This window comes from Lysinibacillus sp. NPDC058147, assembly GCF_042884205.1.
In the GTDB taxonomy this organism is placed as follows: domain Bacteria; phylum Bacillota; class Bacilli; order Bacillales_A; family Planococcaceae; genus Lysinibacillus.
In genome coordinates, this window is the sequence record NZ_JBHVUJ010000007.1 from 173,548 (window position 1) to 189,520 (window position 15,973).

At 39.4% G+C, this 15,973-nt stretch carries 12 protein-coding genes; 1 reads left to right on the top strand and 11 read right to left on the bottom strand.

The window, feature by feature from the left end:
- Positions 1-314: 314 nt before the first annotated feature.
- Complete coding sequence (locus tag ACFVT8_RS19425; protein WP_387083911.1) at positions 315-671, bottom strand: response regulator; 357 nt, start codon at positions 669-671, stop codon at positions 315-317.
- Positions 672-827: 156 nt separating this feature from the next.
- Between ACFVT8_RS19425 and ACFVT8_RS19430 the strand changes: the two genes are divergently transcribed.
- Complete coding sequence (locus ACFVT8_RS19430; RefSeq protein WP_387083913.1) at positions 828-1,358, top strand: DUF2529 family protein; 531 nt, start codon at positions 828-830, stop codon at positions 1,356-1,358.
- Positions 1,359-1,484: 126 nt separating this feature from the next.
- Here the strand turns inward: ACFVT8_RS19430 and ACFVT8_RS19435 are convergent, their stop codons facing one another.
- The 10 genes from ACFVT8_RS19435 to ACFVT8_RS19480 all read right to left on the bottom strand — a co-directional run bounded on the left by ACFVT8_RS19435 (position 1,485) and on the right by ACFVT8_RS19480 (position 15,832).
- Complete coding sequence (locus ACFVT8_RS19435) at positions 1,485-3,077, bottom strand: CTP synthase (RefSeq protein WP_387083915.1); 1,593 nt, start codon at positions 3,075-3,077, stop codon at positions 1,485-1,487.
- A 548-nt stretch (positions 3,078-3,625) separates the two neighbouring features.
- Positions 3,626-4,171: a DNA-directed RNA polymerase subunit delta gene (gene rpoE, locus ACFVT8_RS19440; RefSeq protein WP_387083917.1), complete on the bottom strand. Its 546-nt coding sequence runs from the start codon at positions 4,169-4,171 to the stop codon at positions 3,626-3,628.
- A gap of 150 nt (positions 4,172-4,321) precedes the next feature.
- Complete coding sequence (locus ACFVT8_RS19445) at positions 4,322-4,483, bottom strand: hypothetical protein (RefSeq protein ID WP_387083919.1); 162 nt, start codon at positions 4,481-4,483, stop codon at positions 4,322-4,324.
- Between the two features lie 147 nt (positions 4,484-4,630).
- Positions 4,631-7,879: a fused isobutyryl-CoA mutase/GTPase IcmF gene (gene icmF / locus ACFVT8_RS19450; RefSeq protein WP_387083921.1), complete on the bottom strand. Its 3,249-nt coding sequence runs from the start codon at positions 7,877-7,879 to the stop codon at positions 4,631-4,633.
- 124 nt (positions 7,880-8,003) lie between these two features.
- Entirely contained in the window at positions 8,004-8,636 is a 633-nt protein-coding gene (locus ACFVT8_RS19455) for a TetR/AcrR family transcriptional regulator (protein ID WP_387083923.1), read from the bottom strand.
- Positions 8,637-8,639: 3 nt separating this feature from the next.
- Positions 8,640-9,776, bottom strand: a complete 1,137-nt coding sequence (locus tag ACFVT8_RS19460) for an acyl-CoA dehydrogenase (RefSeq protein WP_387083925.1) — start codon at positions 9,774-9,776, stop codon at positions 8,640-8,642.
- A 174-nt stretch (positions 9,777-9,950) separates the two neighbouring features.
- Positions 9,951-11,087: an acyl-CoA dehydrogenase gene (locus ACFVT8_RS19465; protein WP_387083927.1), complete on the bottom strand. Its 1,137-nt coding sequence runs from the start codon at positions 11,085-11,087 to the stop codon at positions 9,951-9,953.
- 69 nt (positions 11,088-11,156) lie between these two features.
- Complete coding sequence (locus ACFVT8_RS19470) at positions 11,157-12,008, bottom strand: 3-hydroxybutyryl-CoA dehydrogenase (protein WP_387084179.1); 852 nt, start codon at positions 12,006-12,008, stop codon at positions 11,157-11,159.
- Positions 12,008-13,213 carry an acetyl-CoA C-acetyltransferase gene (locus tag ACFVT8_RS19475; RefSeq protein WP_387083929.1) on the bottom strand — a complete coding sequence of 402 codons (1,206 nt, stop codon included), beginning with the start codon at positions 13,211-13,213 and terminating at the stop codon, positions 12,008-12,010. Before ACFVT8_RS19475 ends, ACFVT8_RS19470 begins: the two co-directional genes overlap by 1 nt.
- 396 nt (positions 13,214-13,609) lie before the next feature.
- A complete protein-coding gene (locus ACFVT8_RS19480; RefSeq protein WP_387083931.1) occupies positions 13,610-15,832 on the bottom strand; it encodes a heterodisulfide reductase-related iron-sulfur binding cluster in 2,223 nt (740 codons plus the stop codon).
- Positions 15,833-15,973: the final 141 nt, after the last annotated feature.

The window sequence follows — 15,973 nt, forward strand, 5'->3', positions numbered from 1 at the left end:
GCGGCAGTGTTAACCGAAGTGCAGTGAAACGGAACGAAGGTTACGCGAAAGCGAAGTGCAACGGAGCGACAGTGTTTTCTTTTCTATTTTCTAAATATATTTGGTTCATCACCAAAAATTGTGGTGATATTTGTTAAAACATATGCCATTGATATAAGTTGATTGAAGTGGAGATTGGGCGACTCTTTGGAGATTAGCGATAGCGGAACGGAAATCAACTTCACGTTATAGTGATGAGCCATTTATTTTGAAAGCATGTACAAATTGTCTAACAACCATGTAAAAACAGGCGGTGTTGACCACTGCCTGTTCATCTAAACTTTTAATGTTTTATTAACTTCATCACGTACTTCAAAAATATCAAAAGGTTTAGTAAAATATCGAATTGCTCCTAAATCTAATGCCTCCTGTACAACTTCCAGTTCCCCATATGCAGTCATCATGAATACCGGCAGTTGTGGCCACTTCTCTTTTAAGCGCCTTAAAATTTCTATGCCATCCATCCCTGGAATTTTCATGTCTAATAAGACACAATCCATTTCCTCCTCGGCATATTTCAATGCTTCCATACCATTTGCAGCTAAATATGTAACATACCCTTCCTTTTTCAACACTTCATTTAAAAGCAAACGAATTCCTGGTTGATCATCGACAATTAGTAATCGTTTCACATTTCATTCCGCCCTTTTTGAGTTATTATTCTTGCATAAAAACTTCCTATATTATGTATTATTCTCCTTTAACCTCTTAATACCTTCTAGTATTATAAATTATCTGCTTTTGCTTTATGCTCTTTTCAAACCTATAATATTGATTGAGGTGGGATCATGTCAAAAATTCTAACAACACAATTAAGTGGATTATTACAAAGAATAACACAAAATGAAGAAGAAGCTATTGAAGAAACGGCACGATTACTTGCACAAGCGGGTATTGGTGAAGGCAATGTCTATTTCGCATGCTTTGGTGAAATGCAAGTTGTCGAATTAAATGCATGTCAAGCTGTGGAACGTTTTACTAAGTTAGTCCCTTGGACAAAAGATACAGTTATCACGGAAGCTGATCGTGTATGCATTTTTACACGTAGTGCACATGATGAGGATGCATTATCTTTAGCACAGCAATTAAATAATCAGTTTATTCCATTTGCAGCAGTTGCTAGCGAGGTTACTAATTCCGAAAACCCACTAGCAGATTTAGCGTATACGTATATTTCAACACGCATACGAGGTGGTTTATTACCAAACGATTTAGGAAACCGCATAGTTGTGCCACATGCTCTTGCTGCCCTTTTTGTTTATGAAGCAATAAAAATCGCGTATGATGAAATGCTTGGCCTTGATGACGAAGAGTTATAAAATTTCCATCAATTTCACCTTGGCGTTATTGATGTTGTCGCGCAAATTAACAAAGCGTTCGGAGGCTTTATTTCCGAATGAAGATAAAAAAGAGTTGTCTCAGCACTTGAGACAACTCTTTTTTTATTATTTAAATGTTGCTCCGATAAAATCACGGAACAATGGTTGTGGGCGATTTGGACGTGATACAAGCTCAGGGTGGAATTGGCATGCTACGAAGAAATTCTTTTCTGGTAACTCGATAATTTCCACTAATTTACCGTCAGGGCTTGTACCTGAGAAGACAAGACCTGCAGCTTCCATCGCTTCACGATATTCATTGTTAAATTCATAACGATGGCGGTGACGCTCATAAACAAGCTCTTGGCCATAGGCTTTGCTTGCCTTTGAGCCATCTTTTAACTTACATGGATATAAACCTAGACGTAATGTACCACCGATGTCTACACTGTCGTTTTGATCTGGTAGGAAATCAATAATAGGATATTCCGTATTTGGATCAAGCTCTGTAGAATGCGCTCCTTGTAAGCCAAGTACATTACGAGCAAATTCTACTGTTGCAAGTTGCATACCTAGGCAAATACCTAAGAATGGTACATTATTTTCACGAGCATATTGTGTCGCTAAAATTTTACCTTCAACTCCACGATCACCGAAGCCACCTGGAACTAAAATTGCGTCAGCACCTTTTAATAAAGAAACAACATTGTCAGCATCCACATGTTCTGCATTGATCCAGTCAATCTCAATATCAGAATTAAATGCATAGCCTGCGTGCTTTAATGCCTCTACTACAGAGATGTAAGCATCTTGTAGTTCTACATATTTACCTACTAATGCTACTTTTCGTTTATTTGGTAAGCTCTTCACTTTCGCAACAAGTTCACGCCATTCTTCCATATCCGCCTCTGGCGCTTCAATGCCAAAATGGTTAAGCACGATATCATCAATATCTTGTGCATGAAGGTTTAGAGGCACTTCATATAAATGTTCTGCATCGCGAGATTCAATAATTTCGTGTGGTTGAACATCACAGAATAAAGCTAATTTTTCTTTCATTTCCTGAGGCACTTCTTGCTCTGTACGTACAACGATAATATTTGGTTGAATACCTAAAGAACGTAATTCTTTTACAGAATGTTGAGTTGGTTTTGTTTTTAGCTCACCTGCAGCTTTAATATAAGGAATAAGCGTACAATGCACATACATCACATTGTTATGTCCTAAATTCGTTTTCATTTGGCGAATTGCTTCAAGGAATGGTAATGATTCAATATCCCCAACTGTTCCGCCTACTTCTGTAATAACTACATCTGCATTTGTTTCGCGACCAGCTCGTTGAATACGATCTTTGATCTCATTTGTAATGTGAGGAATTACTTGTACTGTTCCACCATTGTAATCACCACGGCGTTCTTTTTGTAATACAGACTGATAAACACGACCTGATGTTACTGTTGAATGTTTCCCTAGGTTAATATCAATGAAACGTTCGTAGTGACCTAAGTCTAAGTCAGCTTCTGCGCCATCATCTGTTACGAAAACCTCACCATGTTGATAAGGACTCATTGTACCTGGGTCAATATTGATATATGGGTCAAATTTTTGAATCGTTACTTCTAATCCACGATTTTTTAATAAACGACCTAGAGATGCTGCTACAATCCCTTTTCCAAGTGATGACACAACCCCACCTGTTACAAAAATATACTTCGTCATGAAAAAATTCCTCCTTATGTTGTTCTAGAAATTGCTAGTAAAAAAGTGCATTCACGCCACATGCTGGTTCTAAGCATTGGTATAAATCTCTCTACAGGCTAAGAAAAGTAATATTTCTTAGCCCTAAAATAAGAAAAGCCGAGAATGCCTACAAAATTGTAGTCGATTCGAAGCTGTAATCGTTTCTATCTCTCTTCTACTTTCCTTTTAAAAAATCCATCCTAACGTATACTCAGTCACCGGTTATTATACATCTTGAATAATTTAGAGCATTTATATTCATTCAGTAGCTATAAACATGGGAGAACTTGACTGAATATAGTTAAAAAATAAAAAAACGCCCCTCCTGCATAGGTTTGCAGGGGGAGCGTATTACATACACGGTCTTTCTCCTTTAATTAAGGAGCCCAAGTAAAAGATTAAACGTAACCGCGATAGAAGTCAAGATTTTTTACTACAAGGATAAAAGAAAGAAAATTTCAAAGAGTAATTATCATCAATTGTGCCTTGCGCTCTAACTAATTTCAGCGGATGTGTGCTGAAATTAGTTAGATTTCATCTTCTTCTTCGTCAAGTTCTTCATCATCATCGATAAAGTCTTCGTCGATTTCCTCATCGATGTCTTCTATATCTTCATCTTCAAAGTCGATATCTTCTTTATCTTCTTCTTCTTCTTCTTCTTCGTCTAGATCATCGTCTTCAACAAACTCTTCATAATCTTCATCAAAGTCAATGTCTTCTTCATCTAAATCTTCATCTAAATCATCTTCATCCTCAACGGCAGCTTTAGATTTTTTCTTATGAGTTTTAACAGAAGGAGCTGTTTCTTCTTCAATCTGTTCAACTTTATACCATTCACGTAAGCCCCAGCCAGTTTCCTGATTAAATAAGAAGCGGCCATCTACATTAATATCTGTGTAAAATTGTAGTAGGCGAGCTTTCATTTCTTCATCACTATAGCCTACAAGCTCTTGAATAATTGTTAATAAGTCATTAAAAGACACTGAGGCACGTTTATCATTTAAAATTGCATAAGCTAAGTTAATTAACGATTCTTCCGCTAATTGTTCTTTTGTCATTTCACGAAAATTCATTCGTGCACTTCCTTTCCTTCATCACAATGGACGTTTTAAATTTATATAGCTTTATTTTCGGAGCGCAGCAAAAAAGGCCGCACAAAAGTAACTTTCCATATCATAAGCATAATACCCATTATATACAAAGTTTTATCCTCTTTGCTAGCTTCAATTACTGTTTTTTATATCACGCATTTTTTTTATCCCTAAGTAAAACAAATAGATAGATAATATTAGTAAAGGAACAGCGCCAAATTGCTTATCATACAGGAAAATAACTCCTACCACCAAAGCTAAAATAATGATGTAGTTAATAACTGATTTCATCATCTACTGCGCCTCCCCTTTTTTTACATTTATATTATAACGGAAATAAAAAGAAGTGCCTAATCGTATGACTAGACACTTAAAACTACACAAACATTTTGTACAAAATAGAATAAATGTTATACAACGAGAAGATATGCACATTTAGAACTACATATTACGACGATATTGTCCGCCTACCTCATATAAAGCATTTGTGATTTGCCCTAAACTAGCGACTTTTACGGTTTCCATAAGCTCCGCGAAAATATTACCGTTGTTTACAGCTACTTGTTGTAAACGAGCAAGAGCCGCTTCGTTCTCTCCTTCATGTTGCTTCCAGAAGGCATGTAAATTATGAATTTGCGTCTCTTTTTCTTCCGTCGATGCACGCGCAATTTCCATATTATTAATTTCTTCTTCTGAAGGAGGATTCGGATTTAAGTATGTGTTCACACCAATGATTGGTAACTCACCAGAATGCTTTAGCATCTCGTAGTGCATAGATTCCTCTTGAATCTTGCCACGTTGGTATTGTGTTTCCATTGCACCTAGCACGCCGCCACGATCATTAATACGATCAAACTCTTCTAGTACCGCTTCTTCTACAAGGTCCGTTAATTCTTCTACGATAAACGCTCCTTGTAATGGATTTTCGTTTTTCGCTAAGCCATGTTCCTTCGTAATAATCATTTGAATGGCCATTGCACGACGAACAGATTCTTCCGTAGGCGTCGTAATTGCTTCGTCATATGCATTTGTATGCAATGAATTACAGTTATCCTGTAATGCCATTAATGCCTGTAATGTTGTGCGGATATCATTAAAATCAATCTCTTGTGCATGCAAACTACGTCCAGATGTTTGGATATGATATTTTAATTTTTGCGCTCGTTCATTGGCACCGTACTTATCACGCATGACAACTGCCCAAATGCGGCGGGCTACACGACCAATAACTGTGTACTCTGGATCAAGTCCGTTAGAGAAGAAGAATGATAGATTTGGCGCAAAGTCGTCAATATTCATTCCTCGACTTAAATAATATTCTACATACGTAAAGCCATTTGCTAATGTAAAGGCTAATTGTGATATTGGGTTCGCACCTGCTTCGGCAATATGGTAACCAGAAATAGATACTGAGTAATAATTACGAACTTTATGATCGATAAAGTATTGCTGAATATCTCCCATCATACGTAACGCAAATTCTGTTGAGAAAATACATGTATTTTGCCCTTGATCTTCTTTTAGAATATCTGCTTGCACAGTTCCACGTACAACCTGTAATGTTTTCTCGCGTGTTTCCGTAAATTCTTCAACTGTCAAAGATCGACCAAGTTCTTTCTCACGTAGTTTCACTTGCTGATCAATAGCCGTATTCATGAACATTGCCAAAATAACCGGTGCTGGACCGTTAATTGTCATCGACACTGAAGTTGATGGTGCACATAAATCAAAGCCTGCATAAAGCTTTTTCATATCCTCCAGTGTACAAATGGATACACCTGACTCTCCAACCTTCCCATAAATATCTGGTCGGTAATCTGGATCCTCACCGTATAGTGTTACAGAGTCAAATGCTGTTGATAAACGTTTTGCATCATCATCCTTCGATAAATAATGGAATCGTTTATTTGTACGCTCTGGCGTTCCCTCTCCAGCAAATTGTCGCTTCGGATCTTCACCTTCACGCTTAAATTGGAATACCCCTGCTGTATACGGGAATTCTCCAGGGACATTTTCTTTATAAACCCAACGTAAAATTTCACCATAATCTACGAATTTCGGCAAAGCAACTTTAGGAATTTTTGTACCAGAAAGGCTTGTTGTCTTTAAAATTGTTCGAATTTCCTTATCACGAACTTTCGTTACAAATTCGTCCCCAGCATACGCTTCTTTTAAAGCTCGCCAATTATCTAATATACGTTTAGACTCAGCCGTTAATTCATCTCTAACACCTTCCGCTAAAGAAGTGAGAGATGCGATAAGTGCATCATTTGGAGCTTTTTCTTTAACTGCTTCGATAGCTCCCTCTAATTGGAATAGACGGCGAGCAAATTCCACCTGTTGCTCTGATTTTTTATGGTAGCCGCGCACCGTATCTGTAAGTTCTCGTAAATAATAACGACGGTCGTTCGGAATGATTACATCTTGTTTTTGAGTTTTCGCAAATTGCTCATAACCAGTTTCCCAATTACTTCCTACCTTCATATTAATGATATTTACTAATGCAGCAAATAAAGCATTTGTTCCTTTATCATTGAATTGACTGGCAATCGTACCATACACAGGCATATTATCAAGTGATTCATCCCAAAGTTCTCGTGAACGCTGATATTGCTTTTGTACTTGACGTAGCGCATCCTCAGAGCCTTTACGTTCAAATTTATTAATAGCAATAACATCCGCAAAATCAATCATATCTATTTTTTCAAGCTGAGTTGGAGCACCAAACTCACTTGTCATAACGTACATGGATAGATCAGTGTATTTTGTAATTTCCGCATCACCCTGACCAATACCACTTGTTTCTACGATAATTAAATCATAGCCCGCTACACGCACTACATCTAGCACATCCCCAATTGAAGCAGTAAGCTCTGTACGAGATCCACGAGTTGCTAAACTACGCATATATACTCGATTATTAAAAATCGCATTCATACGAATTCGGTCACCAAGTAAAGCCCCACCTGTTTTTTGCTTTGTCGGATCGACAGAAAGAATAGCTACGCGTTTATCCGGAAACTCCTTTAGGAAACGGCGAATTAATTCATCCGTTAAGGAAGATTTACCCGCGCCACCTGTCCCTGTAATACCTAAGACAGGTGTCTCGTTTGAGCGCTTACGAGCTTCCTCTAGCATCTTTTTCGTTTCTTCATCATCATTCGACTCAGCAGCAGTTATTAAATTCGCTAATATTTCTGGTGTTTCTGTCGTTAGAGCATCAAGTTTTTCTTGATAGTTACCTGTAGCAGTTGGGAAATCAGTTCCTTTAATTTTTTCATTAATCATGCCTTGTAATCCTAAGACACGACCATCCTCTGGAGAGAAAATCCCTGCAATCCCGTAACTATGTAGCTCTTTAATTTCGCGGGGTAAAATAACACCACCGCCGCCACCATAAATTTTAATATGTGGCGCCCCTTTTTCACGTAGCAAATCATACATATATTTAAAGTATTCCATATGCCCACCTTGATAAGAAGATACCGCAATGCCTTGAGCATCCTCTTGAATCGCAGCATTTACGACTTCTTCCACGGAGCGGTTATGTCCTAAATGGATTACCTCTACACCGCTTGATTGTAAAATACGTCGCATAATGTTAACCGAAGCATCATGTCCATCAAAAAGACTCGATGCTGTTACAAAACGTACGTGATTTTTTGGACGATATACTTCTACCTTTGTCATATGAAATCCCCACTTTCTCCCCTTAATCAATTAAACCTTTGTGTTATGAACATAATTCATAAAAAAATCGGTAATTGCAATGTCGCATTATGCAATTACCGACAACCCCTTTTTACGGAACTTATTAGAACCCCTTTATGCCTGAAATAAACAATGTTATTTGCATTTCAATAAATTCGTCAATAGAATGCTGACGGTGGAGCGCCCATTTACGGAATGCCCAGCTTTGTCCAGATACGACTAAGTTATTTGCTGCCAAATGAATTTGTTTATCGGTCATCGTTATTTCACCTGACTGTACACAGCGTTGTAGTAATCGCTCAAAAGTACCAACCATTTCAAACTCTTTACTAAATACATAACGCTGTGCTTCTTTTGACAATGATTTCGTTTCCTGATACATGATTGTCAGCTCATCAACCATACTATCAATTTGCAAGAAATACTCTCGAATCATTTCCTTCAACTCTTCTATAGTTCCTGCCTTAATCTCATAACTTGAAAGTCGCTCCATCGCATGGTGATAAATACTATCACATACAAGGTAAAGGACATCTTCCTTCGTACGAATATATTCATATAATGTTCCGATACTAAAGCCTGCAGCTTTTGCGATTTCTCTCGTCGTAGCACGATGAAAACCTTTTTCCCTAAATAATTTAATGGCTCCCTCTATCATTTGTTCTCGACGAATGGCGATGAGATTTTCATCTTTAACCGTTGACTGTACTTGGGGTCTTTTATCTCTTTCTGTCATACGTTATTTTGTCAACATACGAGAGATAACAAGTCGTTGAATCTCTTGTGTACCTTCGTAAATTTGCGTGATTTTTGCATCACGCATGAAACGCTCAACTGGATAATCCTTCGTATAGCCATATCCACCAAAGACTTGAACCGCCTCAGTCGTTACATTCATCGCAGTATCGCCAGCCATTAATTTTGCCATCGCCGATGCCTTACCATAAGGTAGACCATTTGATTCCAACCAAGCCGCTTGGTATGTAAGCAGTCGAGATGCTTCAATTTGAGTTGCCATATCCGCTAGTTTAAAGGATACACCTTGGTTAGCAGTAATCGGCTTACCAAATTGCACACGCTCTTTACCATATTCAACAGCTGCATCTAACGCGCCTTGTGCAATTCCTACAGCTTGTGCCGCAATACCATTACGTCCTCCATCAAGTGTTGTCATCGCAATTTTGAAGCCTTCTCCCTCAGCTCCAAGCAGGTTTTCTTTTGGAACGCGACAGTTATCAAAAATAATTTCAGTTGTAGGAGATGAACGAATTCCTAGTTTTTTCTCCTTCTTCCCTACCGAGAAACCTTCAAAGCCAGCTTCAACGATAAAAGCAGATGTGCCATGTTTAGCTTCTGGATCTGTTACTGCAAATACAACATATGTATCTGCTACTCCACCATTAGTAATGAAAATCTTCGAGCCGTTTAAAATATAATCATCACCATCACGTTTTGCATACGTTTTCATGCCTCCAGCATCAGAACCTGATCCTGGCTCTGTTAAGCCATAAGCACCGATATGTTTACCTTCTGCCATCGGACGAAGATATTTTTGTTTTTGTTCTTCATTACCGAATTTATAGATCGGCCAACCTGCAAGCGAAGTATGTGCTGATAAAGTTACCCCTGTTGACGCACATACACGTGATAATTCTTCTACAGCAATGACATATGCAAGATAATCAAAGCCTGCTCCACCGTATTCTTCTGGCCATGGAATACCTGTTAAACCTAGCTCCGCCATTTTATCGAAAATTGCACGGTCAAATTCCTCGTTCTCGTCACGTTCAGCTGCTGTTGGCGCTACTTCATTAATAGCAAAATCACGAATCATTTCTCGTAATTGTTCATGCTCTTCTGATAATTGAAAGTTCATTGTCCATTTCCCCTTTTTCGTTAGACTTGTTAGTGCTATAAATGTTGATTTCAATTTCTTCGAAAACTAAGCAAATCTCTAGGTTACCTGAGCAATTCTTCGAGTTACCTAACTTTTTCTTTTAGCAATCGACATCATCCTTGAAAAATCAACTTTGCAGCATAACATCAGACTTTATTTAAGTAAATGTTTACTAATGACTAGCTTTTGAATTTCACTTGTACCCTCATATATTTCTGTCACCTTTGCATCTCGGAAATAACGCTCTACAGGATAGTCTTTTGTATAGCCATAGCCACCAAAAATTTGTATAGCGTCTATCGCTGTTTGTACTGCCGTACGAGAAGCAAAAAGTTTCGCCATCGAGGCCTCGGCTCCACATGGTAACCCTTTTGTGCGTAAATCCGCTGCACGATAGACTAATAATTTTGCTGCTTCTACAGCAGTCGCCATATCAGCGAGTTTGAAACCAACCCCTTGTTGTGCTGCAATAGGCTTTCCAAATTGAACTCGTTCTTTGGCATATGCAGTAGCTGCTTCTAGCGCTGCCTCAGCAATACCTAAAGCTTGTGCTGCGATTCCAATACGGCCAACATCTAAGTTAGCCATTGCAATTTTAAAGCCTTCCCCTTCCTCCCCAAGAAGGTTCGTGGCTGGAATGCGACAGTTGTCGAATGTTAGTTGAACTGTACGTGAGCCATGTAGACCCATTTTATGTTCATCTTTCCCTATGATTAATCCAGGTGTTCCTTTTTCAACAATAAATGCTGAAATACCACGTGTTTTTTCAGTAGGATTCGTTGAGGCAAAGACAATATAAACATCTGCTTCTCCACCGTTTGTAATAAACACTTTGGAGCCGTTGATGACATAGTCATCCCCATCTCGCACCGCTTTGGATTGTAAAGAGCCAGCATCAGAACCAGCGCTAGGCTCCGTTAAACAAAATGCCCCTAAATATTCACCTGCAGCAAGCTTTGGAACATAAAGTTTCTTCTGTTCATCGTTGCCGAAATAAATAATGGGATTTGTTCCAACTGAAGTATGCACCGATAAAATAACACCCATTACTGCGCTAACCTTCGATAATTCATTGATAGCAATTATGTACGATGTAAAATCCATCGCTGAGCCGCCTAATTCCTCAGGCGTTGTGATCCCCATTAAACCTAATTCTCCCATTTGCGCAAGGAGTTCGCGTGGAAACTCTCCTGCCTCCATAAGTTCTACCCACGGTTCAATTTTATCCTGAGCAAAATTACGAACCATATCACGCATCATTATTTGTTCATCTGTAAATTGTAAATGCATCTATAATGTCACCCCTGTACGTTGTCCCGTAGCATTACATTTCGTTTGAATCGTCCCATCCCCATAGGATTATTCATAAACATAAAAGCCTCTTCCAGATTTTTTACCTAGCCAGCCTGCTGCCACATATTTACGAAGCAATGGACAAGGTCTATATTTACTATCTCCTAAGCCCTCATGTAAGATCTCCATGATGGATAGACATGTATCAAGACCAATAAAGTCTGCCAATGTCAACGGACCCATTGGATGATTCATTCCTAGCTTCATCACATCATCAATAGCTTCTTTCGATGCTACACCCTCATACAATGCGTAGATTGCTTCATTAATCATTGGTAATAAAATACGATTTGAAATAAAGCCTGGGAAGTCATTTACTTCCACTGGCGTTTTCGATAATTTTACTGTCATGTCTTCAACTGATTTGTAGACTTCTTCACTTGTTGCTAACCCTCTAATAATTTCTACAAGCTTCATAACAGGTACAGGATTCATAAAGTGCATACCAATCACTTGCTCTGGACGATTTGTTACAGCTGCAATTTCTGTAATTGGTAACGATGATGTATTCGTAGCTAAAATGGCATGTGCCGGTGCAATCTGATCAATTTGCTTAAAGATAGATTGCTTCACTTCCATATTTTCAACAGCTGCCTCGATGATAATATCTACGTCACTAGCATCCTGTAAATCTAGTGACATACTAATACGACCTAAAATAGCCGCCTTCTCATCCTCAGTTTTACGACCCTTTTCGACATCACGTGTCAGGTTTTTCGTAATGACTCCTAAACCACGTTCGAAAAATTCTTGCTTCATGTCGTTCAGTTTGACATCATAACCAGCTTGTGCACAAACCTGTGCAATGCCGGAGCCCATTTGTCCAGCACCAATAACCATCACTTTTTGAATTCCCATCATTCGTGTCCCCCTGTTTTCGGTACTTCAATCATAATCGCATCGCCTTGCCCTCCACCTGAGCAGATAGCAGCAATTCCGATACCGCCGCCACGACGTTTTAATTCATGAGCAAGAGTTAAAATAATGCGTGCTCCAGACGCTCCAATTGGATGACCTAGTGCAACTGCTCCACCGTTAACATTGACCTTTTCAGCATCTAAATCTGCAAGTTGCTTGCTGACAAGAGCTACCGCTGCAAAGGCCTCATTGATTTCGATTAAATCAATGTCAGCTAATGATTTCCCTGTCTTTTTCAGTAATTTGTTAATGACAAGTCCTGGTGTTTGCGGGAAGTTCTCTGGCTCAATAGCAATCTCTTCATGGCCGATAATTACCGCAAGCGGCTCTCTGCCTTCACGGGCTGCACGTTCCTCACTCATTACTACTAGGGCACATGCACCATCGTTAACGCCTGGAGCATTACCTGCTGTAATCGTTCCGTCCTTGTCAAAGGCTGGCTTAAGTTTTGCGAGTACCTCCATTGACGTACCAGTTCTTGGTGCCTCGTCTGTATCGACATGGAGTGGTTCTCCCTTACGTTGTGGAATTTCCACAGGCACGATTTCTTCCGCAAAGTAACCTTTCTCAATTGCTGCAAGTGCACGTTCATGACTGCGAACTGACCAAGCATCCTGTTCCTCACGGCTTAACGAATATTCTTTGGCCGTTGTATTCCCGTAGCTTCCCATATGCGGCCTTGCCTTATCAAAGGCACAAGTTAAGCCATCATATAGCATCCCATCCACCATCGTTGAGTCGCCCATGCGTAAGCCTGTTCGACCATTTTGTAAATAATACGGTGCATTGGACATCGACTCCATACCACCAGCGATCATTACTTCTTCGTCCCCTAATCGAATTAGCTGATCCGCTAGTGTTACAGCACGCATCCCTGACGCACAAACTTTGTTAATCGTTTCTGTTTTCACCGCTATTGGTAAATTTGCTTTGATTGCAGCCTGCCTTGAAGGAATTTGGCCCTGTCCCCCTTGTAAAACGGAGCCTAAAATTACTTCATCCACTTCGTCAGGCGAAAGATTCGCTTTCTCAAGTGCCCCTTTTATGGCGATTGCGCCTAAATCACTTGCGCTTAATGCTGATAGTGAACCTCCAAACTTACCAAATGCAGTTCTTGCCCCTGCTAAAATTACAGCTCTATTCAAGTAAAACACCCCTTTTGTTTTACGTTCCAGAAGAAGTATTAGAGCATCTGTGTTGACTGAACGCTCGCTCGACCTCTTGCTATGAAAAATGGGAGTTAGTATCAATTATGCCTCGGTATAATTACGTCTGGAATCGACTTTGTGCATAGGCCTGCACGATGCAGGTCAGTTAGCCGTTATCGCATGGATGCGATGATTTTAGGCTAACATCCTAAGTGAACTCCTTTTCGATTCCATGACATCCACCGGAGGCTTTAACTTCTTTCAGCGGGTGTTTGGATACCCGCTGAAAGAAGTTAGATCAACTCCCATCTCCATTTAATCTTATTCTACAAAACAATTATTTATTGTGCAATTTATATTTTTCAGATAACTAAAATATTTCTGCAATAACCATCATTTTTCTGCGTTAATTTCCACATTCTCGTCTTGTTCGACACTGTCCACAGCAGCTACTACTTCTTCAACCATTGCATCCGCCGCTTCTTCAACCGATTCCTCGACCACTTTCACTTTTTCACCAAATACAGAACGCTCTAATAGTTCTGCAACATCGAATGTACCGATTGAATCTTCAACCTCTTTTGCCTTTGTACCGTCTTCAAGCATTGTTAAACAGTAAGGACATCCAGAAGAAATAACAGATGCATCAGTTGCTAAAGCTTGCTCTGTTCGTGCTACGTTAATACGGTTGCCGACATGCTCTTCCATCCACATTAAACCGCCACCTGCACCACAGCACATTGCCGTCTCACGATTACGCTCCATTTCCACAAGCTTAACACCTGGGATACCACGTAAAATCTCGCGAGGTGCATCATAAACATCGTTATAACGACCTAAATAACAAGAATCGTGGAAAACAATCGTTTCATGAACTTCGTAGTTTAACGCTAGACGATTTTCCTCAATCAATTGATTCAATAGTTCAGTATGGTGGTAGACCTCGCCCTTCCAGCCAAAGTCTTGGTACTCATTTTTGAAGATATTGTAAGCGTGCGGGTCGATCGTAACGATTTTCTTCACGTCGTTTTTCTCAAATTCATCGATATTTGCTGTTGCCAGCTCTTGGAATAAGAATTCATTTCCTAAACGACGAGGAGTGTCCCCTGAGTTTTTCTCTTTATTTCCTAAAATCGCAAACTTCACGCCTGCCTCGTTTAATAAACGACAGAAAGCTAAAGCAATTTTTTGCGAGCGGTTATCAAATGCACCCATTGAACCTACCCAGAATAAATATTCCATTTCCTCGCCTGATTTTTTCAGTTCTTTCACTGTTGGAATATGAATTGTTGGATCTATGTCACGCCAATTTTCTTTTTCTTTACGGTTTAAGCCCCAAGGATTGCCTTGACGCTCGATATTTGTCATCGCGCGTTGTGCATCAGGGTTTACTTTTCCTTCAGTCATTGTTAAGTAACGACGTAAATCAATAATTTTATCGACATGCTCGTTCATAACAGGACATTGATCCTCACAGTTACGACAAGTTGTACATGCCCAAATCTCTTCTTCTGTAATGACATCACCGATTAAAGAAGGGTTGTAGATATCTTCAATAACTGCCCCTTCGGCTCCAGCTGCCATCGCTAACTGATTCCCCTTAGTATTAGCAAAGAATTGATAAGGAACCCAAGGCTTTTGCTTTGTTACAACGGCACCTGTGAATGTTAAATGATCTCGTAGCTTCACGATTAAATCCATCGGTGATAGCATTTTCCCTGTTCCTGCTGCTGGACACATATTTGTACAACGTCCGCACTCTACACAAGAATATAAATCTAGCATTTGTTTTTGTGTGAAGTCTTGAATTCGTCCAACACCAATTGCTGGAATATCCTCTTCATCTTCAGCATTTTCTAATGCTTCAAAGTCGATCGGTGTTAGCGTACCTGTACGATCTAAACGGTTCATGTACACGTTAATCGGGCTTACAATCAAGTGGAAGTGCTTCGATTGTGGTACATACACTAAGAATGTCAAAAGAGTTAATAAGTGCACCCACCACATTACATAGAAAACAACAGCCGCTGCTGATGCTGGCAAGAAGCCAAAAATAGCAGCAATGCCAGAAGCAACTGGCTCTGTATAAGTTAATCCTTCACCATGCCAAATTAATCCCATACCATTTGCAAGCAATGTGGATACCATTAACCCGCCAATGAAAATTAAGACAAGACCATTTTTCCAGCCTCGTTTAAGACGTACTAGCTTTTCTACATAACGACGGTAAAATGCCCACACAACCGCCACTAAAATCATTAATACTACAAGCTCTTGGAAGAATGTAAATAATCCGTAGAAAATGCCAAGTGGCAAATGTGATTCTGGTGCTAACCCCTTCCAAATTAAATCAATGGCTCCTAGCTGAACCATTAAAAATCCATAGAAGAACATAACGTGAATTAAACCACTCTTTGGATCTTTTAATAGCTTATTTTGGCCAAGTACATTGACCATAAGATATCGAACTCGTTCTTTAACACTTTCATCAAACTCAACCTTTTTCCCCAATTGCACAAATTTATAGCGTGTTTTTAACAGATAGAAGAACAATCCTACTGCATAAAGCACAACCACGACTGTTAGAACAATGTTTGCAATTACTAATGGACTCATGGTTGGTCCCCCCCTTAGTTTGTCGTAAGTTTCTCTCTTTGTGATAAATTTGCTAGCTCATACGTAAATGTACGTCATTCCATCATTATATTCCTATTCTAATAAATGAGTGAGCATTCAGTCAACATAAAACGGAAATAT

Bases quoted from the DNA above. Each gene is read 5' to 3' on its own strand.
- ACFVT8_RS19435 (WP_387083915.1), bottom strand. From the start codon at position 3,077: ATGACGAAGTATATTTTTGTAACAGGTGGGGTTGTGTCATCACTTGGA.
- ACFVT8_RS19470 (WP_387084179.1), bottom strand. From the start codon at position 12,008: ATGGGAATTCAAAAAGTGATGGTTATTGGTGCTGGACAAATGGGCTCC.
- ACFVT8_RS19455 (WP_387083923.1), bottom strand. From the start codon at position 8,636: ATGACAGAAAGAGATAAAAGACCCCAAGTACAGTCAACGGTTAAAGAT.
- ACFVT8_RS19480 (WP_387083931.1), bottom strand. From the start codon at position 15,832: ATGAGTCCATTAGTAATTGCAAACATTGTTCTAACAGTCGTGGTTGTG.
- ACFVT8_RS19430 (WP_387083913.1), top strand. From the start codon at position 828: ATGTCAAAAATTCTAACAACACAATTAAGTGGATTATTACAAAGAATA.
- ACFVT8_RS19460 (WP_387083925.1), bottom strand. From the start codon at position 9,776: ATGAACTTTCAATTATCAGAAGAGCATGAACAATTACGAGAAATGATT.
- icmF (WP_387083921.1), bottom strand. From the start codon at position 7,879: ATGACAAAGGTAGAAGTATATCGTCCAAAAAATCACGTACGTTTTGTA.
- ACFVT8_RS19465 (WP_387083927.1), bottom strand. From the start codon at position 11,087: ATGCATTTACAATTTACAGATGAACAAATAATGATGCGTGATATGGTT.
- rpoE (WP_387083917.1), bottom strand. From the start codon at position 4,171: ATGAATTTTCGTGAAATGACAAAAGAACAATTAGCGGAAGAATCGTTA.
- ACFVT8_RS19445 (WP_387083919.1), bottom strand. From the start codon at position 4,483: ATGATGAAATCAGTTATTAACTACATCATTATTTTAGCTTTGGTGGTA.